This window comes from uncultured Nitrosomonas sp., from assembly GCF_902826915.1.
In the GTDB taxonomy this organism is placed as follows: Bacteria; Pseudomonadota; Gammaproteobacteria; order Burkholderiales; family Nitrosomonadaceae; genus Nitrosomonas.
The window spans coordinates 20,813-39,437 of sequence record NZ_CADEGP010000021.1 but is presented as its reverse complement, the minus strand read 5'-3'; the positions used below and the strand labels follow the sequence as shown (position 1 = coordinate 39,437).

Here is an 18,625-nt window from a genome sequence, read left to right as displayed (position 1 = left end):
CTAATTTGCTTGTTGCTTAAACCGATGGACTCCATTTTTGACAGCACACATCAAATTTGACGGACATTCTTTTCATGGAGTCGAGAGAGTCTCGACCTGTGAAAGCGGATTGTAGTTTATCGCGATTTGATTTTTCTCATTCAGTTTTCTCTCAAAATTGTTTGATGATAAGTATCCCAGCTCAGAATGCCTGCGAGTTGGGTTGTACCATGACTCGATTCAGGTGAATATGGCCAGTTTTGTTTTTCCAGGAGCGCCTGTCGATCAATTCACATTCTAGGCTGGCAAAAAAGCTTTCAGCCATCGCATTGTCGTAAGCATCACCCACACTGCCCATGGAGGGACGCACACCCATTTCCCTGCATCGCTTGCCGAACTCAACACGGGTGTATTGACTGCCCTGATCGCTATGATGAATTACTTTACCCGGTTTACGGGTGATTAACGCCATGTTCAACGCACTGATCACCAGATTTGCTGTCATGGTTTCACCGAAAGACCAGCCCACTACCTTGCGGCTGATACATCGATGACCACGGCCAAGTACAGGAACCCTGCCCAGGCAGGAACGTAAGTCATGTCCGCAACCCATAGTTGATTGATGCTAGCTGCCTTGAAATGACGTTGCACTAAATCCGGTGCAGGGCGGTCACGCTTATTGCGATGAGTCGTGATCACAAAGCCTCGCCTGCGGCTCACCCCTTTAATTCCTGTTTCACGAATCAGCCTGCCCACGTGTTTGACGAAACTCCGGCGGGTAAGCAGGTTTGTAGTTTTGCGTCATATTTCTTCTCCTTTAAACAGGACATCGTGGCCTCTGGTGCAATATTGATGATGTGGAATTTGCTACTTTGGAATGGGTGGACTGGTTCAATAATCATCGATTACTGGAGCCGATTGGAAATATTCCACCAGCAGAATTTGAAATGGAATGTTATCGCCAATTAAAGGAGTCAGCTAATGCAGCCTGTTAAGCCCCCGTTATATTTTTTCTTCCCTATTGCTGATGAATAGCTGACTTGAATTTTTATCTCCTGTTTGCAGAAAAATGTAAACAGGACTAGTAAGAATCATACATTATTCTCATTAATCTGGGGTAGCCTATTGTTTCCTCAAGGTTTATAAAGAAATGTCGTAAGAAATTTCACACAATATTATTCAGGAGTTCAAAAATGCCTCAACCAGTCTCAAGAAAATTATCAGATTGGGTCGATTTCCTCACAAGGGCAGAAATTCCTGTTCTCAAACAAACTGCACGTAATCTTGAAATTCTCACACAAGATGAGCAGAACCTGGATGCACGAAATTATGCAAATGTTGTGAAAAATGACCCATTGATGACAGTAAAGCTCATGCGCTATATGCAAGAGCATAAGCACCGTTCCCAAGAGCACGATGTAATGGAAGCTGAGCAAATTGTAATGATGCTCGGACTTGAAACGATGCTTAAGAAAATTCCTGCTAAACCATTGGCCGAAGAAGTTCTTGGGCGCAATAATATGCATGCACTCATTTTTTTGTTGAAAACCACTCATCGTTCCAATATGGCTGCATCTTATGCTTATGACTGGGCAATTCGTTTGCATGATTTGCATTTTGCTGATATTCGTTTGGCTGCCCTGTTGCACGATATCGCAGAAATGTTGATGTGGTGCTTTGCACCCGCTGAAATGCTAAAGATCAAGCAACTACAAAAACAGAATAAAGCATTAAGGAGTGCAATAGTACAAGAAAAAATTTTGGGATTTACTTTAAATCAATTGCAACATGAGCTTGCTGTCAGATGGAAATTGCCTGAGCTATTAATTACACTGATGGATGATGAGCATGCAAAATTACAGCGAGTTCGCAATGTCATACTTGCAGTAAATCTGGCCAGGCACTCCGCTAATGGCTGGGACGATGCTGCATTGCCGGACGATTATGAAGATATTTCCAAGCTCTTGCACCTGCAAGCGTGTGATGTCATGACCATCATCGGCGTTAACAAGCAATACGAAAGTACCAGCCTTGCCTGAGAAATAAACTATCAATTACGAAAACAGGCGCGCCAATTCAATGCCTGGATCTTCCGCGCGCATGAAAGCTTCCCCGACGAGAAAACCATTAACTTGGTGACTGCGCATGCGCGCAACATCTGCTGGCGTATGAATTCCACTTTCGGTGACGACAATTTTTTGGGATGGGATTGAGGGGAGCAATTCCAAGGTTGTATCGAGTGATGTTTCAAAAGTATGCAGGTTACGATTATTGATTCCAATTAATGGCGTTGATAGCTGTAGAGCCATTTCTAGTTCAGCAGCATCGTGGATTTCTACCAGAACAGCCATTCCCAGTGAGCCAGCCAGCTGCTCAAGCTTTAACATGCGCTCTAGAGGTTCATTTTTTGAGCTTCCCGACTGATTGCCGCATTCCAGTAGGAAAGCGCTTACAATCAACAAAATACAATCCGCATTCATCGCGCGTGCTTCGGCAATCTGATAATCTTCCAGAATGAAATCTTTGCGTAAGACTGGAAGTGAGCAGGCGCTTCTTGCAGCTTGTAAATATTGGGGGCTGCCCATAAAAAATTGTTGATCGGTCAATACGGAAAGACAGGTCGCGCCATGCTGAGCATAGGTTTGAGCTATCTCGGCAGGGATGAATTCAAATGATTGTGCATTCTCCGAGGTACGTCCACGCAAAACGCCCTTACTGGGGCTGGCCTGTTTAATTTCAGCAATAACCGCCGATTTCCCGGCGGCGATTTTATTTTGAATGGCGGCGACAAAATCTCGTGGCGATGCTGCGGATTGTGCTTCTTGAAGTAAGATGGGATAAGGTTTTAATGCCTTGGCAGATTCTACTTCCTGCTTTTTGACGGTAAGTATTTTATTTAGAATATCAGGCATGTTTTTAATTCGTATTTCTATTAGTAAATTCCACTAGGTCATGAAGTTTTTTCAATGCACCGCCACTTTCGATGGCTCTCTGTGCCGCTCTGATTCCCAATCCCAGTGTGTCAGTGGCTCCAGCAGCATATATCGCGGCACCGGCGTTCATTACAACGATATCCCGTGCAGGTCCGGGAGTGTTTTTCAGGGCCGAGAGTAGCATTAATTTTGCATCTTCATTGCTGCTAACCTGGATAGTCTCGATGCCAGAGGATTTAAGGCTGAAATCTTCCGGTTTGACGCTATAAACGGTTATTTGGTCATTTTTTAATTCACCGATAATCGTTTCACCGGTGATCGTGATTTCATCCAATCCATCCTTGCCATGCACAATCAGTACGTGTCGACTGCCCAAACGTTGCAGCACATGGGGTAGGGTTTCCACCAGATCTTCACTGAAAACACCCAATACTTGCCTTTTAGCACTGGCGGGGTTCGTTAATGGTCCCAGAATATTAAATAAAGTTTTGATGCCTAATTCGCGTCGTACCGGAGCAGCATATTTCATGGCGGAATGATAATTGGGGGCGAACATAAAACCGACGCCAATCTCACTCAAACTTTGGGCGACTTGCTGGGGTGTTTGGTTGAGATTGACGTCCAGTGCTTCCAGTACATCAGCACTGCCGGATTTGCTGGAAACGGATCTGCCGCCATGCTTGGCGACTCGAGCGCCTGCGGCAGCAGCTACAAAGGCCGATGCTGTTGAGATATTAAAGGTGTGCAGGGAATCTCCGCCGGTGCCGCAAGTGTCGACTAAATGAGCATCATTGAGAACATTGACTTTGGTCGCAAATTCGCGCATGACTTGTGCTGCGGCAGCTATTTCTCCGATAGTTTCTTTTTTTACCCGAAGACCGGTAATGATTGCGGCGATGAGCATCGGTGAAATTTCACCTTGCATGATTTGCCGCATTAGAACGATCATATCATCATGCAATATTTCCTGCTGCGCGATGATCCGTTGTAGCGCTTCTTGTGGATTCATGAGATTGCCTTTATTCAGTTCGATCGATTAACGATTAAGGAAATTCTCGAGCATTTGATGTCCATGCTCACTCAAAATAGATTCAGGGTGAAACTGGATGCCCTCAATAGCGAGGGTTTTATGGCGTACGCCCATAATTTCATCGTCTTGAGTCCATGCCGTAATCTCTAGACAATCGGGTAGGGTTGAGCGCTCAACGACAAGAGAGTGGTAGCGAGTGGCAATAAACGGGTTAGGTAAGCCTCGAAAGACACCGATGTCATGATGATAAATCGGAGATGTCTTGCCATGCATCAATTGTTTTGCATGAATAACCCGCCCGCCGAATGCTTGCCCGATGCTCTGATGCCCAAGACAGACGCCTAGAACGGGGATGCTCTGGCTGAATTGATGAATGACAGATAACGATACGCCTGCTTCATTCGGAGTGCAGGGGCCTGGAGAAATCACAATTCGCTCGGGGTTTAATTGCGAAATTTTATCCAGAGTAATTTCATCATTTCGGTATACAACAACCTTTTCTCCCAATTCAGAAAAATACTGCACCAAGTTATAGGTAAAAGAATCGTAATTATCAATCATTAGTAACATGATTTTTGTGTGCGTTGTTTGTAATGGTTATTTCTGAAGTTTCTGAAAAAATATAAAATCTAATGTCGAGACCCTTGGGTCAAGCGGATAAATTTTACCAGTTCGCTTGGTATGCGAATAATATTATTGCAGTTATTTGAACTCTATTTGATATTGCCTTATTAATTCAGTAAAATAGTGTGTTCTTCAACCTTGTCTCACCATCGTGATTGATGGGAGACTTATAACCCAAAAGGAATTTATGCGACATTACGAAATAGTCTTTATTGTTCACCCTGATCAAAGTGAACAAGTGCCTGCAATGATCGAACGCTATCGTGGCATTGTGACTTCCAAGAACGGCACAGTTCATCGAGTGGAAGATTGGGGGCGTCGCCAACTTGCTTATCTGATTCAGAAAGTTCATAAAGCGCATTATGTATTGATGAATATTGAATGTAACCAGGAAATTCTGGATGACCTGGATCATGCTTTCAAATTCAGTGATGCGATTCTACGCCATTTAACCATTAAAACTAAGGGTCCTGTCACTGAACCATCACCCATGATGCGTCAGGTAGAGAGAGCCGGTCCTGCAAGCTCGTCGGGTTCAGAGGAGACCACGGATGAATCGAATTCTGATGAGGTTTCAGAAGAGCCCGGTGTTGCTGCTACTGTATAGTCTGTCAGCAATTGGAATGTAATCAGACAACTATTTGCGGGAAAATCGTCAAATTAGGCATTTTACGCTACACCCCTGCTGGCACTGCCGTGACTGAATTTACGGTAAGTCATGGGTCTCAACAAAAAGAAGCCGGTGTTGTGAGGCAAATAGTCTTTGATATTCCTGTGGTCGTGATGGGGGAGCCGGCCTTGGCTGTTGCAGAATTCAAGATTAACAGCAAAGTTAAGCTCACCGGATTTCTCAATAGAAAGAGTCATATGAATCAACAGTTGGTGTTGCACTCAGATCAAATTGAACTCATTTAATTATAAATAGGAATAAATATGGCACGTTTTACGAGTAGGCGTAAAGACAGTAAGGATAAAGAAAGAGATAAAAAAGCCAATCGCCCTTTATTTAAGCGCAAAAAGTTTTGTCGCTTCACCGCGGAAGGCATCAAACAGGTAGATTATAAGGATATTGAAATTTTAAAGGATTTCATTAATGAGAACGGCAAGGTAATTCCAGCGCGGATTACCGGCACGACTTCTTTTTATCAGCGCCAGCTGGGTACAGCAATAGAAAGAGCACGTTTTCTGGCACTATTACCTTACACGGATCGTCACTAGGGAGAAATGATATGCAAATCATTTTGATGGAAAAAATAAGTAATTTGGGTCAGTTAGGTGACGTGGTTAATGTTAAAAGCGGTTTTGCTAGAAATTATCTGATCCCGCAAGGTAAAGCAAAACGTGCGACTGAACAGGCTATTGCAGAATTTGAATCCAAGCGGGTAGAACTGGAAAAGAAACAAGCTGCAATTTTAACGGCAGCCCAGGCTGTCGCGGCAAAGCTTGAGGGTTTGCTGGTGCAAATTTCTCAGAAAGCTGGCAGTGATGGGAAATTATTTGGTTCTGTCACCAATGTAAATATTGTCGAGGCACTTGCCGGGCTGGGCTTTTCAGTTGAACGGACGATGATTCATATGCCGAATGGTCAATTAAAGCAAGTGGGTGACTATCCACTAACGGTCTCGCTGCATAGCGATGTGACAGCGACTATTACTGTCTCGGTACTGGGTGATTCCGTACTCTGATAAATTAAATTTTATTGGTTTATTTGAAAGAAGGACTATTCGTAGTCCTTTTTTCATTTGTGATTCAGCAAGTGGTAGAATCAAACATCCTTCAACTGAGTTTTCGATACCTATGGCGCAATCACCGATCAGTCTCCATCAGGATCAGCTTATAGATCCCTATAAAACACCCCCTCATTCGATTGAGAGCGAGCAATCGGTACTCGGAGGGCTGATGCTGGACAATAACGCGTGGGAGAAAGTCGCCGATGTCATTACCGATGGCGATTTTTACCGGCAGGATCACCAACTGATCTATCACCATATTTGTAAACTGATTGAACAGAACAAACCGGCCGACGTCATTACCGTGGCAGAATCTCTGGAAACATCAGCAGAGCTGCAGACTATCGGTGGGCTTGCGTATATTGGCGCCATGGTGCAGAACACGCCTTCGGCGGCGAATATTAAACGCTACGCGGAAATTGTTCGTGAACGCTCAATCATGCGTAATTTAGCGCAAGTGGGTGTGCACATCACAGATTCCGCTTATAACCCAGTGGGGCGTTCCGCTGCAGATTTATTAGATGAAGCGGAAGCGAGAGTATTTGAGATTGCTGAAGAAGGTGCCCGTGGTAAAGAAGGCTTCACGGGCATTCAACCACTTTTGCGGCAAGTGGTCGAGCGGATAGAATTGCTATACAGCCAGGATAATCCGAGCAATGTAACCGGGATTGCATCGGGTTTTCACGATCTTGATCAAAAGACATCCGGATTCCAGCCGGGTGACCTGATTATAGTTGCAGGGCGCCCATCCATGGGGAAAACCGCTTTTTCGTTGAATATTGCAGAGCATGTGGCACTGGAATTAAACAAACCCGTTGCGGTGTTCAGTATGGAGATGGGAGGCGCGCAGTTGGCCATGCGGATGCTGGGGTCCGTGGGGAAACTGGATCAGCATAAGGTGCGTACCGGTCGTCTAGACGATGAAGATTGGCCAAAATTGACGCACGCCTTAGGCAAACTGAATGAGGCGCCCATTTTTATTGATGAAACGGCGGCGTTAAATGCGCTTGAGCTCAGAGCGCGTTCCAGACGGTTATATCGCCAGTATGGTGAACTGGGTTTGATTGTGGTTGATTATTTGCAACTCATGTCCTCCAGTAGCCAGGGGGAGAATCGTGCCACAGAAATCTCAGAAATATCACGTGCGTTGAAAGGGTTGGCGAAAGAATTGAAGGTGCCAGTGATTGCGCTATCGCAGCTCAATCGCAGTCTTGAGCAACGACCCAACAAACGTCCGGTTATGTCGGATTTGCGTGAATCTGGTGCGATTGAACAAGACGCCGATGTGATTCTGTTTATTTACCGCGATGAAGTGTATAACCCTGATTCGCCAGATAAAGGGATTGCCGAAATCATTATTGGCAAGCAGCGTAATGGTCCGATCGGAAAAGTTGATCTAACGTTCCTGGGCGAATACACACGCTTTGAAAGCCATGCTAGACCGGAATATTATTAATCGAATCTTATTATCCGATGACTGTTTTCTTGAAAATCTGCATTTAACTTCCAGAGCGTTGCACAGATAACGGAATTGTGTGCTTTATATTGAAAAGGCGTGTTTCAGGATAGAGAGATGATCGGTGAAGTATAAGAAAAAGCAATCAAGGTATCAGTGGTCATTCTTGCAACGATTGTTGTGCCTGTCCGTCATGATCCTCTCGGCCGGGTGTGTATCGCCGATGGCGTTGAATCGTGCTGTGATTGCCTATGATGAAGCGGTTACCGACTCCATATCACAGCAGCTACTGGTAAACATTGTCCGCGCGCATTACCGTCAACCGGTGCATTTTACCGGTGTATCCAATATTGCCGCGACTTTTACTTTTTCCGCCAATGCGGGTGCCATGCCGGCATTAGGAGGACTTGCAGGCACAACGCTGATGCCAATTTTTGGTGGCAGCTTAGCCGAGAGCCCAACGATTAGCATTGTCCCAATCGAAGGAGAGGAGTTTACTCAACGTTTACTCACGCCATTTCCGCAAAGCAAGTTAACATTGTTGCTGCGCCAGCACTTTGATGTCGACATGTTGCTACGCATGATGGCGCAGGAGGTGCGCCTGATGAACCCCGAGCAACAGAGTGTTTATCGCAACAACCCGTCGGATAAAGCCAGTTATGAAATGTTTCGCCGCGTGGTGCTGCATTTCTCAGCAATCCAGGATCATAACCAATTGTATGCCGAACCGTTGCTGTTGAATCATATCTGGAAGATTCCATCCAGTTCGATTGTGCCCGATAGCTTTCAGTCGCTGCAAAAGGAATTTACCGTGCACTATCATGCTGAGGATGATACCTTTACTTTGCGTAAACAAATCCCAGGGCCAATTCTAATTACCAACTATGATCCCGATAGGCTTTCCGAAGAAGAGCGCGAAGCACTGAACGAGCATGCTAGAGACTGGGATGTCAGCGATATCGCGTTTGATATCCGTGCTGGCCATTATGGCGGCGAGTGGCCGATGAGTGGTGTGTTCCGGCTGAGGAGCTTTCACTCGATTCTTGGTTTTCTCGGCAAATCACTTGGCTATGAGAAGGGATATCATGTCGAGAAAGATGCTAGAACGCCGCCCATCCTTCACAACGAGAATCCTGATCAAACCATGGAATTTATGGCCTCAAATTCGCTTCCTTCCGGTGTCGATTTTTCTATCCGTTGGAATGACCGGTACTATGCGGTCAATACGGTAGGATCGCATGCACGCTGGAATCGAGATGCTTTTCAGCTCTTGTTTCTGTTGTTCCAAATGACTGTCACAGACCTGCCGCGCATCGGGGTGCCGAGTATTACGATTGCTAAGTAGTTAAGAAGTTTTGAAAAAATTACTTGAAAGTAGATACGATATTAAAACTTAAAGTAGTTAATTCAGGGCATACTTTGCGAAAGGATTAGGATGCTGGCACGTACAGGTCAAGGAGTTCGATTTCATGGATCAAATGCTTCAGACGATAGAATCTCCTAATGATCCGGTAGGTGTCATAGAGGAAATTCATGGACCCGTTGTTGATGTGGTTTGTGAATTTTTGCCACCATTGCATCAAGCCTTATTCTGTATTGTTGATCACCAGAATTATGTTTTCGAAGTTCACCGCCATCTTGATGCAAGCCATGTGCGTGCAATCGCCTTGCATTCAACAGCGGGTCTTCGCCGCGGCTTAAAAGTGTTTGATAGTGGCGGGCCTTTGCGTATCCCGGTTACACCCGGCTGCCTAAGCCGTGTGCTGGATATGTTTGGCGTACCGCTTGATGGCGAATTACCTCTGCAGACATCGGAAATGCGCAATATCATTGCCTCTCCCGCTTTGCTGGCTGATACGGTGCCTTCTGAGGGTATCTTGGAGTCCGGTATTAAGGTGATAGATTTGCTTTGCCCTTTTGTTAAAGGTGGTAAGACAGGGCTATTCGGTGGCGCTGGTGTTGGGAAAACCGTTCTGATTATGGAATTTATGCATGCTATTGTCAGCCTGCATCAGGGTGTTTCTGTCTTTGCAGGTGTCGGGGAACGTATTCGCGAAGGCCACGAGTTGTGGCATGAAATGCAAGATGCTGGTGTGATGCCGCGCACCCTGATGCTGTTTGGGCAAATGGACGAATCTCCGGGGGTGCGGTTTCGCGTGGGTTTGTCAGCGCTGACGTATGCCGAATATCTTCGCGATACTTTAGGTAAAGAAGTCTTATTGTTGATGGACAATGTATTTCGTTTTGTCCAGGCGGGCAGTGAAATTTCCGGCTTACTTGGACGCATGCCTGCAACCGTAGGTTATCAACCGACCTTGATGAGTGAGGTAGCGGAATTGCAGGAACGAATCATTTCGACCCGTGCAGGTAATATCACCGCGGTGGAGGCAGTGTATGTGCCAGCAGATGATATGACGGATCCCGCCGTGAGTACGATTCTGGCTCATTTAGATACGACGGTTATTTTATCCCGAAGCCAAGCAGCCAAAGGCATATACCCCACAGTTGATCCATTGCAATCATCGAGCAAAATGATGGATCGTGCATTTCTCGGCGATCGTCATTACCAGGTCGCTGAGAATGTGCGTGAACATCTTGCGCGTTACCATGAATTAGAAGATATTATTGCGATGCTGGGTTTAGAAGCATTATCAGAAAAAGACCGGCGGATTGTTATGCGTGCACGTAAGTTACAGCACTATCTGACGCAACCGTTCCATGTGATGGATGCGCATAGCGGTATTCAAGGGGTCTCTGTTAAGTTGGATCAAACACTGACTGATTGTGAATCTTTTCTAAACGGTGATTATGATGCCGTTCCAGAGGAACAATGCTATATGCGCGGATCAATGCAGGGGGAGGAGTGAAAACATTTACCTTGCATCTGCAAAGCGCCACGCAATACAGCCGTGTAGATGAGTTAACCTGTTTTGTGGGGGCGGATATTTCGGGTAGCTTCGGTATTCTTGCCGGACATGCCCGTATGATGACGGCGCTCAATTATGGATTAGCTCGTTATCGCTTACAGAATGGCGATTGGTGCTATCTGGCATTCCCCGGCGGGATTCTTTATTGCCTGGATAACCAACTGTGCATCAGTACGCGCCGTTATCTTTCTGATACCGATTATCAACGTATCAGTGCAGGATTGCTGGAACAATTGTTGGTTGAAGAAACGCAGTTAAAAAGGATCAAAGATAGCTTACGTCAATTGGAGCAGGAGATGTTTCGTCGCTTATGGCAAATGGGACAGAGTGGAGTCAGGAGGTAGTGATCATGGATGACAAGCAATTGCGCAAATCTGTCGAACAACAAATCAAGCGTATGCAACGGGCTGAGAAAGAACGCCCAACATTGCTGGCCCAATCAATATTCATGGGAACATTATCTTTGCTCTTTGTTTTGCCAGTCATCATTGGTGCTTATCTGGGTAATTGGCTGGATGATAAGGCGGAAAGTTATTCAATTCTCTGGACGATTGGATTAATAGTCGTAGGTCTTATAATAGGCATGGTAAATGTCTATTTATATGTGCGGGAACATCACTGATGGATATCCCGACTGTAGTGTTTTATGTTGGTCCTTTCGGTATTACCTCCATTGTGGTGACTACTTGGGGCATTATGATTACATTAGCTATCTGTTGCTGGCTTGGAACTAGACGCCTTGCGCTTGTTCCTGGAAAGTTACAAACCATGCTGGAGGGCCTGGTCTTGGCGATAGAGGATAATATAAATGCTGTTATACCGGATCATACGCAACAGGTGCTGCCGTTTATTGCAACGTTATGGTTATACATTGTGATTGCAAATCTTACCGGACTGATACCGCAGTTACACTCTCCAACCGGAAGTTTTTCTGTAACGGCCGGACTTGCGTTGCTGGTATTTCTATCGGTTCATTGGTTTGGAATACGCAGTGGAGGCGTTCGCAACTATTTAAGGCATTATTTAAGCCCAACTCCACTACTGTTGCCTTTCCATTTGATTAGCGAAGTGACGCGGACCATTGCGCTGGCGGTTCGTCTATTTGGCAATATTATGAGTCTTGAATTGGTCGCATTGCTGGTTCTACTGGTGGCCGGTTTGCTGGTTCCGGTGCCTTTGCTGATGTTACATGTCATTGAGGCTCTAGTACAGGCCTATATATTTGGAATGTTAGCGCTGATTTATGTGGCGGGCGCAATGCAATCACAACAGGAAAGTAAAAAAGGAAACGATATATGAGTGATATGACCTGGTTTACGGTTCTTTCTACCGTAGGCGCGGTATTAGCTGTCGCTATAGGCATGATGTTCCCGGCATTGGCCATGGGTCGTGCAATCAGTCAGGCGCTGGATGCGCTGGCGCGGCAACCGGAAGCTGAGAAATCGATCATGCGCACATTGTTTATTGGATTGGCCATGATTGAATCACTGGCGATTTATGTGCTGGTGATTGTGTTAATAATCCTGTTTCGTAATCCATTGCTGGAATATCTGGTTCATTAAAAAATCATAAGACTTATGAACTTCGATTGGACTACCTTTGTTCTTGAAATAGTTAATTTCCTGATCTTGGTGTGGATCTTGAAACGGTTCTTATATCAGCCGGTACTCGGGGTTATTGCCAGGCGTCGAGCAGATATCGATAAATCGTTGTCTGATGCGCTCCAAATTAGAAATGAGGCGAACGAACTAAAAGCTAGGAACGAACAATATCTGATTGAATGGGAAGCGAAAAAAGAAACCGCCCAAGCACAATTAAACGCAGAATTGGCATCAATACGTGAAAGTAAATTGGCCGAGCTGGAAACAAGAATCAATGAAGAAGCGGAACGTCGCCGCGTTCTGACCGAACGCAATCGACACGAGTTTGAGAGGTTGATGGAAGAAAAGGGCATCGCGCAGGGCGCTGCATTTACCAATAAGCTACTCATGCGATTAGCTTCTACTGAGCTGGAAAGCAGGCTCTTCATAGTTCTCATGGAAGATTTGCAGGGACTGCGCGAGCAAGATAAACATGTGATTGCCATAGCTGCAGAGGAACCTGGGTTGCAGATCAAAATACAAAGTACCTTTCCGCTGGACACCAGCAAACGTGGGGAATTGACGCGCTCATTGCACCAAATGACGGGGAAAACATTGCCGATTGTATTTAACACAAATCCGGAGTTGATTTCCGGATTCCAGATAGATATTGGTGCATGGATTCTGCATGCCAATTTGCGCGATGAACTAAAGTCATTTGGCGGGGTGCTGCGGCATGCCGGATGATGCGAGTATTACTAATACTAATCAGCCCGATTCTCCCTTAGCCAGACAAGCTAAGTGGTTGTCGCAGTATCAATACGGTTTGCGTTTGTCGGAGCAAGGGATCGTCATTTCTGTGGGTGACGGTATCGCCTGGATTAATGGATTGCCTTCGGCCTGCATGGATGAAGTGGTGCAATTGGAAGACGGCAGCAGCGCTTTGGTATTTCATCTGACGCATGATCGGTTAGGGGCAATCTTGCTGCATCAGACGAGACAACTTACTGCTGGAACCCAAGCTTTCTTGACGGGAAATCGGCTCAGTATTGGGGTGGGTGATGCTTTGCTGGGGCGGGTGATAGATCCATTAGGTATCCCTCTTGATAGTGCCGGATCTATTTCTGTTAGTACCTATCGTTTGTTGGACGCGTACTCGCCGCCAATTATCGCACGTGATTTCGTAGCTCAGCCTTTGTATACCGGCAATAAAATTATAGATACCATGATCCCGATTGGTAAAGGCCAGCGACAACTGATTATTGGAGATAATGGAAGTGGCAAAAGCACCTTAGCGATTGACACTGTTATCAATCAGCGTGACAAAAATGTGTATTGCATTTACGTTTTAGTCGGGCAGAAGCGTTCTACCGTAGTTAGTGTGATAGAAACGCTTCGTCGTTACAAGGCGCTGGCCTATACCGTTGTGGTAGTGGCAGAGGCGACGGCCATGCCGGGTCTTAAATATTTAGCTCCGTTTGCTGGTTGTACGGTGGCAGAAGCTTGGATGGCAGCTGGGCGAGACACTCTGGTTGTTTATGATGATTTGAGCACTCACGCACGTAGCTATCGTGAGCTTTCGCTATTGTTGCGCAGACCCCCGGGCCGAGAGGCGTATCCCGGCGATATTTTCTATCTGCATTCACGCTTGTTAGAACGTTCAACGCGCTTATCCGCAAAACAGGGTGGCGGCAGTATGACGGCACTGCCCATTGTTGAAACAGAACAGGGTGAGATTGCTGCGTATATTCCCACTAACTTAATTTCAATCACCGATGGTCAAATTTATTTTGATCGTCAACTTTTTGCGCGTGGTTTCTTACCCGCAATTGATGTTACCCGTTCGGTTTCGCGTATTGGTGGTAATGCCCAGCATGCAGCAATCAAGAAAGAGGCTGGGCGCATGAAGCTTGATTATCTGCAGTTTTTGGAACTGGAAGTGTTTACTCGATTTGGTTCGAAACTGGAAGCTAGTATGGAAGAACGAATAAAGCGAGGACAGATTCTTCGCGAAATCCTTAAACAGGATCTGCTTTCACCACAGCCGGTAGAATTTCAGATGGCGTGGCTGGTGGCCTATAATGAGGGTTTATTCGATAATCTTGATCTGGGTCAGATCAGAGCGCATCTAATGCATCTTCAGGAACAAGTTACAAGTATCAGTATAAACCTTGACCAAGGCCGTGATCAATGGAAAACGTTAATATGCGCTTGGCTAAAATAAATTTGAAATGAGTAAGCGGCGTGAAATAAAAGAGCATTTGGTAACTTTGGATGAAATTGAAGGCATTATGAATGCTATGAAAAATCTGGCCTTGCTAGAAATCCACAAGTTGGAGTTTTTTCTGGCGACGCAGCGTAGATCTGTTGCCAGCATTGAAGCAGCCGCACAGGATTTTCTGAGCTTTTATTCTCATCTGCAATCATACCCGGACAATTTGCAACAACTTTGGATTGTGATAGGTTCCGAGCGAGGTTTTTGCGGTGATTTTAACGAATCCTTATTGCATTTTCTTAATGCGCATCCTCAGCAATCAGACATTCTCTTACTGACGGTAGGACGAGGAATTGAAGTTAAACTGCAAGCTGATGCGCGCATTGCAGCTTTTATTGAGGGGCATAGCGTTGCCGAGGAAATACAGCAAACGTTGTTACATTTGATACAGGCTCTCAATCGATTACAAGAGCAATTGAAATTAACTAAGTTGGGGCGTATCAGTGTTGTTTATCATGACGATGGAACAGATGCGATCCAATTGCGGCAAATATTGCCAATAGCGGTATCTGGCGAGAAATCAGTTTTTTCGCATCCGCCAATACTTAATCTGGAACCTTATCAATTTCTTTCCCAATTAACCGATCAATATCTTTATGCTGTACTGCACGAAGTGTTTTATGCATCCTTGATGGTGGAGAATCGTAAGCGGCTTGAGCATATGAATAAAGCCATTCATCATTTGCAGCAAAATCAAGTGCAATTAAGCTTGAGCTACAATAAACTTCGTCAGGAAGAAATTACTGAGGAGATTGAAATTATTCTGCTCAGCGCAGAAGCATTGAGTGACGAGGATAAACCCAAAAAATCGGTGATTCTTGTGCCTTAATTTTGCTCGGCCAACATTCAAAATGTCGCTGCTAGGAATCTGGCACGGTGGATTCAGTGATGAATCAGTTGAATACACGGTGAACGCGAATCTGAATCCCATTTTTCATTTCCGCTTTTAAGGTCCGATGAGACGATGGGTTAACCTATTTGTTCGTGAGCGGAGCAAGCTGCTGTAAACAGTTGTTTTGTTCAAATAACCGTTTTTCGATTGGAATTTTCTCAATACAACGAATAGCAGAGCGAACCCGATCAAGGCGCTGTTCCGTATGGTTAACCTCACACCTATTAGCATGGGTGGATGGCCAAGTACCACCCGCACCCGTCAAAGATCCGATTAACTCACACTCTTCGGTTCGATATTTCAGCCATGCCGACTGCTGGGTTTTGAGTGCTGCCAGAAGCCTTTCATCTACTTTAATTTCTGCACTTGATGATGAGGATACGATTTTGACTAGCTCATGGTGTTTGCTTACCAAGCGTTCTTCGACGGCATTCTTCTGCTGAACGAGTAGAAGCCCAGTATGCATAGAGCTTCCTTCAGGCCAACATTCGGGACGGTCTGTGCACTCGATTTCGGCAAAGGCAGAAAACGGTATCGGCGCCAACAGAAGAAAAGAGAGGAGAATTTTTCGCATGTTTGTAAAAGGATCCAATGCCAGATTAAGTCACACCGTGAAGCGGTTTAGACTTGAAAATAATAAAAGCTTGCAACGAGAAAACTGGACTCTCATTTCGTGTCGATCACCCAATTCTGCGACCCAGTCGGGCAGCAACGCGGATCGCCTGGTCGAGGCATGGTGGATGTCAACGTGATACGACCGGGCGTAAACGAGACATTGCGTGGATCTATACCGAATATATCATCGGCGCTTCGAAAATAGACCATTACTCCGCTCTCGTTACGAAACAGCGCCACGTTCAGCATGTCGCTGTTACCGCCACTGGGAAACATCACCCAGGCCAGTGCGTCGGTAGCTTCGTCATCGGTGAAATCCCCATAGAATATCTGCACGGGTTCGTACAGGCTTGAGCCGTATTGTTGCGGAGCCCACGTAAGTATTGCGTTGTCCCAGGCAGGCTCGCGTCCGGTTGTTTCGGCACTTGCTTTATCCAGCGTCAGGTCGGCATTGTCGCCGAAAATACCGCCCGACAATTGTGCGCACGCGGCTAAGACCAGTGCACTGAAAACCAGCATGCTTTGCTTAAACATTGCTGTTTCCCCTTCCTCTATAACTTGGCCAGGCTGTTGGCCTTTCTTATTGGCATACTTTTCCGCAGTGAACAAACCCTGATTATTAGATGAGATTTTCATATCAAATACCTCTACTCGAATCACATGGAGACAGTCTATGAATAAGCTAATTGGAAAAAGCGTTGATAACAGACGGTAGTCGCGGCATCGAAGTAGCGATAGTCAAACAATTAGCCACTGAAGATGTAAATATCGCTTTCGCGTATATTAATACTGCAGAATGTGCATAACAAATTGTCAAGGAAGTTGAAAAACTCAATGTAAGACATGCTCTATTCAAGCGGATAGCGCCTGATCTCGCTGCTGTCCGGGAAACGCTAACGGCACACACATGCCTTTTGCTGGCGGCAGTGTGTTTATACCATAAATCCGCACTTAACGGATTAACCACGCGGTATTGCCACGATCTTGGTCCACGGGAGATCACGATCAATACAATTCAATCTAGTTCGGTCGATATCGAATTGAATCTGGTCGATGGAGAAAGCTTCGAAATAGAAAAACAACTTAATGCAATTCCTCGATTTGCAACCGTTAAAGAAATCGCCTCATTAGTTATTTACTAACTAGTGGAGAAGCTGTCTTTGTTACACAGCGGTGTCAGATCGACGGAGGGCTAGTTACTGACATCAAACGAAAACAAACATGTCATCCATCACATCTTTCAATTGAACGTAATACAAGAGAGCTTAAAAAGATAACGAAATATCACCTCCAGACTGATCTTTACTTCTAGGCATTTCAACAAAGATATTGAACTATTTTTCTCGATTGCTAGCTACTTTCATCATGATACACTTGTCCGAAAGAGTTCAGTAGCCTTTGGAAGGAGAATCGAAATGCCCCTTATGTACGCTGCAGTCTTTGACGCATTTGGTACACCAGCCGAAGTCATAAGACACACTGAAGTAACTAAACCAGAGCCTAGTTTAGGCGAAGTTCGTTTGAAACTGGTGTTGAGTCCAATACATAACCATGATTTGCTGATTATTCGCGGCATATATGGTTTTAAACCAACTTTACCCTACATCGGCGGTAGCGAAGCGTTGGCTATAGTTGACAAGCTTGGTGAAAATGTAACTAACCTGGCTATCGGAGATCGTGTAATCGCTGCCGGAATCTCTTCAGCTTGGGGAGAATATTTTATTGCCGATGTCAAGTCGATTATTCCTATCCCTGATGCCCTTCCGGATGAAATCGCAGCACAACTGGTGGCTATGCCAATCAGCGCAATGATGGCGCTTAATAGGCTAAAACCCAAAGCTAATGAATGGATTATTGTGAATGCTGCAAACGGTGCGGTAGGCAAGACGATTGTTCAGATCGCAGTGAGCCGCGATATCCGAGTAGCTTGCTTAGTTACTCGCGCAGGAGCAAAACTGGATCTTGAAAATTGCGGCGCCTCTGATATTTTCATCATCACAGATAGTAACTGGCAAAACAACTTAACAAATGCCATTGGCAATGATCGTGTAGTTGGTGGTATTGATATGATAGGTGGTACGCTAGCCGGAGAAATGCTGCATTTGATCAGTAAAGGTGGCTGGCTTCTGTCGTTTGGCAGTATATCAAACAAGCCAATGCAGTTGGAACCAACAGACTTGATTTATAAAGAAATAACTGTAAAAGGATTCTGGGCGCTTCAAGAATTCGAGCGAGCCAGTGCTGATGAAATGCGTGCAATGATCAGTGAATTGATTCAACTTGGATTATCAAATCAACTCAAGTTACCGGTCGCCGAAATCTTCCCGCTTAACTGTATTGCTGAAGCCGTTGCGGCATCAGATCAAAAACGTAATGGTAAAATTATGATTCGACCGTAAATTTAGAAATGAATTGATAGCCATTTAAAAACAATACTAAAATCGCCTCCGCATACCTTTACCCAAGCAAGAATAAAAGCATTAGTGAACACGACAGCGACAAACCTTTAAAGATAAGCAACCTCATGGGCTATCAATGCTTATTGATGGACAACGGTAGAATACGTTATAGTAGATATACATAC

At 45.3% G+C, this 18,625-nt stretch carries 21 protein-coding genes and 2 pseudogenes; 17 read left to right on the top strand and 6 right to left on the bottom strand.

Annotated elements, in window-relative coordinates:
* Positions 1-72 precede the first annotated feature (72 nt).
* Positions 73-741: pseudogene (locus QZV86_RS05630) on the bottom strand (IS3 family transposase); the annotation flags it as partial.
* Between the two features lie 68 nt (positions 742-809).
* Here QZV86_RS05630 and QZV86_RS05625 point away from each other — a divergent pair.
* Both QZV86_RS05625 and QZV86_RS05620 read left to right on the top strand, forming a co-directional pair.
* Positions 810-974, top strand: a pseudogene (locus tag QZV86_RS05625) (IS3 family transposase); the annotation flags it as partial.
* 198 nt (positions 975-1,172) lie between these two features.
* Positions 1,173-2,018, top strand: a complete 846-nt coding sequence (locus QZV86_RS05620) for an HDOD domain-containing protein (RefSeq protein ID WP_295624876.1) — start codon at positions 1,173-1,175, stop codon at positions 2,016-2,018.
* Between the two features lie 15 nt (positions 2,019-2,033).
* On the opposite strand, the gene trpC is transcribed toward QZV86_RS05620, so the two are convergent.
* From trpC to QZV86_RS05605, 3 genes are read right to left on the bottom strand one after another with little or no spacing between them, the layout of a single operon-like run.
* On the bottom strand, positions 2,034-2,891 hold the full coding sequence (gene trpC, locus QZV86_RS05615) for an indole-3-glycerol phosphate synthase TrpC (RefSeq protein ID WP_295624874.1): 858 nt from the start codon (positions 2,889-2,891) through the stop codon (positions 2,034-2,036).
* A 4-nt stretch (positions 2,892-2,895) separates the two neighbouring features.
* On the bottom strand, positions 2,896-3,921 hold the full coding sequence (gene trpD, locus QZV86_RS05610) for an anthranilate phosphoribosyltransferase (protein ID WP_295624872.1): 1,026 nt from the start codon (positions 3,919-3,921) through the stop codon (positions 2,896-2,898).
* Positions 3,922-3,948: 27 nt separating this feature from the next.
* Positions 3,949-4,512 carry an aminodeoxychorismate/anthranilate synthase component II gene (locus tag QZV86_RS05605; RefSeq protein WP_295624870.1) on the bottom strand — a complete coding sequence of 188 codons (564 nt, stop codon included), beginning with the start codon at positions 4,510-4,512 and terminating at the stop codon, positions 3,949-3,951.
* A gap of 241 nt (positions 4,513-4,753) precedes the next feature.
* On the opposite strand from QZV86_RS05605, the gene rpsF reads away from it, so the two are divergent.
* The 14 genes from rpsF to QZV86_RS05535 all read left to right on the top strand — a co-directional run bounded on the left by rpsF (position 4,754) and on the right by QZV86_RS05535 (position 15,363).
* Positions 4,754-5,173 carry a 30S ribosomal protein S6 gene (gene rpsF, locus QZV86_RS05600; RefSeq protein ID WP_292918975.1) on the top strand — a complete coding sequence of 140 codons (420 nt, stop codon included), beginning with the start codon at positions 4,754-4,756 and terminating at the stop codon, positions 5,171-5,173.
* 11 nt (positions 5,174-5,184) lie between these two features.
* Positions 5,185-5,481, top strand: coding sequence for a primosomal replication protein N (priB, locus tag QZV86_RS05595; RefSeq protein ID WP_295624867.1), 297 nt, complete (start codon positions 5,185-5,187; stop codon positions 5,479-5,481).
* Positions 5,482-5,499: 18 nt separating this feature from the next.
* Entirely contained in the window at positions 5,500-5,784 is a 285-nt protein-coding gene (gene rpsR, locus QZV86_RS05590; protein WP_292918977.1) for a 30S ribosomal protein S18, read from the top strand.
* A gap of 11 nt (positions 5,785-5,795) precedes the next feature.
* Positions 5,796-6,251, top strand: coding sequence for a 50S ribosomal protein L9 (rplI, locus tag QZV86_RS05585; protein WP_295624865.1), 456 nt, complete (start codon positions 5,796-5,798; stop codon positions 6,249-6,251).
* A 112-nt stretch (positions 6,252-6,363) separates the two neighbouring features.
* Entirely contained in the window at positions 6,364-7,752 is a 1,389-nt protein-coding gene (gene dnaB, locus QZV86_RS05580) for a replicative DNA helicase (RefSeq protein ID WP_292918979.1), read from the top strand.
* A 124-nt stretch (positions 7,753-7,876) separates the two neighbouring features.
* Positions 7,877-9,097 (top strand): hypothetical protein, encoded by a 1,221-nt coding sequence (locus QZV86_RS05575; RefSeq protein ID WP_295624863.1) that lies wholly within the window; start codon positions 7,877-7,879, stop codon positions 9,095-9,097.
* A 133-nt stretch (positions 9,098-9,230) separates the two neighbouring features.
* Positions 9,231-10,619, top strand: coding sequence for a F0F1 ATP synthase subunit beta (atpD, locus tag QZV86_RS05570; RefSeq protein WP_366925686.1), 1,389 nt, complete (start codon positions 9,231-9,233; stop codon positions 10,617-10,619).
* Positions 10,616-11,023 carry a F0F1 ATP synthase subunit epsilon gene (locus tag QZV86_RS05565; protein ID WP_295624858.1) on the top strand — a complete coding sequence of 136 codons (408 nt, stop codon included), beginning with the start codon at positions 10,616-10,618 and terminating at the stop codon, positions 11,021-11,023. Before atpD ends, QZV86_RS05565 begins: the two co-directional genes overlap by 4 nt.
* A 5-nt stretch (positions 11,024-11,028) precedes the next feature.
* A complete protein-coding gene (locus tag QZV86_RS05560) occupies positions 11,029-11,301 on the top strand; it encodes an AtpZ/AtpI family protein (protein WP_295624856.1) in 273 nt (90 codons plus the stop codon).
* Complete coding sequence (locus tag QZV86_RS05555; RefSeq protein ID WP_295624854.1) at positions 11,301-11,978, top strand: F0F1 ATP synthase subunit A; 678 nt, start codon at positions 11,301-11,303, stop codon at positions 11,976-11,978. Before QZV86_RS05560 ends, QZV86_RS05555 begins: the two co-directional genes overlap by 1 nt.
* Complete coding sequence (locus tag QZV86_RS05550; protein ID WP_295624852.1) at positions 11,975-12,241, top strand: F0F1 ATP synthase subunit C; 267 nt, start codon at positions 11,975-11,977, stop codon at positions 12,239-12,241. The genes QZV86_RS05555 and QZV86_RS05550 overlap by 4 nt, the downstream gene beginning before the upstream one ends.
* 15 nt (positions 12,242-12,256) lie before the next feature.
* Complete coding sequence (locus QZV86_RS05545; RefSeq protein WP_295624850.1) at positions 12,257-13,006, top strand: F0F1 ATP synthase subunit delta; 750 nt, start codon at positions 12,257-12,259, stop codon at positions 13,004-13,006.
* Positions 12,996-14,483, top strand: coding sequence for a F0F1 ATP synthase subunit alpha (locus QZV86_RS05540; RefSeq protein ID WP_295624848.1), 1,488 nt, complete (start codon positions 12,996-12,998; stop codon positions 14,481-14,483). The genes QZV86_RS05545 and QZV86_RS05540 overlap by 11 nt, the downstream gene beginning before the upstream one ends.
* Before the next feature lie 7 nt (positions 14,484-14,490).
* Positions 14,491-15,363 (top strand): FoF1 ATP synthase subunit gamma, encoded by an 873-nt coding sequence (locus QZV86_RS05535; protein ID WP_295624846.1) that lies wholly within the window; start codon positions 14,491-14,493, stop codon positions 15,361-15,363.
* Between the two features lie 145 nt (positions 15,364-15,508).
* Here QZV86_RS05535 and QZV86_RS05530 read toward each other — a convergent pair whose 3' ends face one another.
* Positions 15,509-15,892, bottom strand: a complete 384-nt coding sequence (locus QZV86_RS05530; protein WP_295624844.1) for a lysozyme inhibitor LprI family protein — start codon at positions 15,890-15,892, stop codon at positions 15,509-15,511.
* Between the two features lie 200 nt (positions 15,893-16,092).
* Positions 16,093-16,677 (bottom strand): hypothetical protein, encoded by a 585-nt coding sequence (locus QZV86_RS05525; protein WP_295624842.1) that lies wholly within the window; start codon positions 16,675-16,677, stop codon positions 16,093-16,095.
* 779 nt (positions 16,678-17,456) lie between these two features.
* Here QZV86_RS05525 and QZV86_RS05520 point away from each other — a divergent pair.
* Positions 17,457-18,440 carry a zinc-binding dehydrogenase gene (locus QZV86_RS05520; RefSeq protein WP_295624840.1) on the top strand — a complete coding sequence of 328 codons (984 nt, stop codon included), beginning with the start codon at positions 17,457-17,459 and terminating at the stop codon, positions 18,438-18,440.
* The last annotated feature ends 185 nt before the right edge of the window (positions 18,441-18,625 follow it).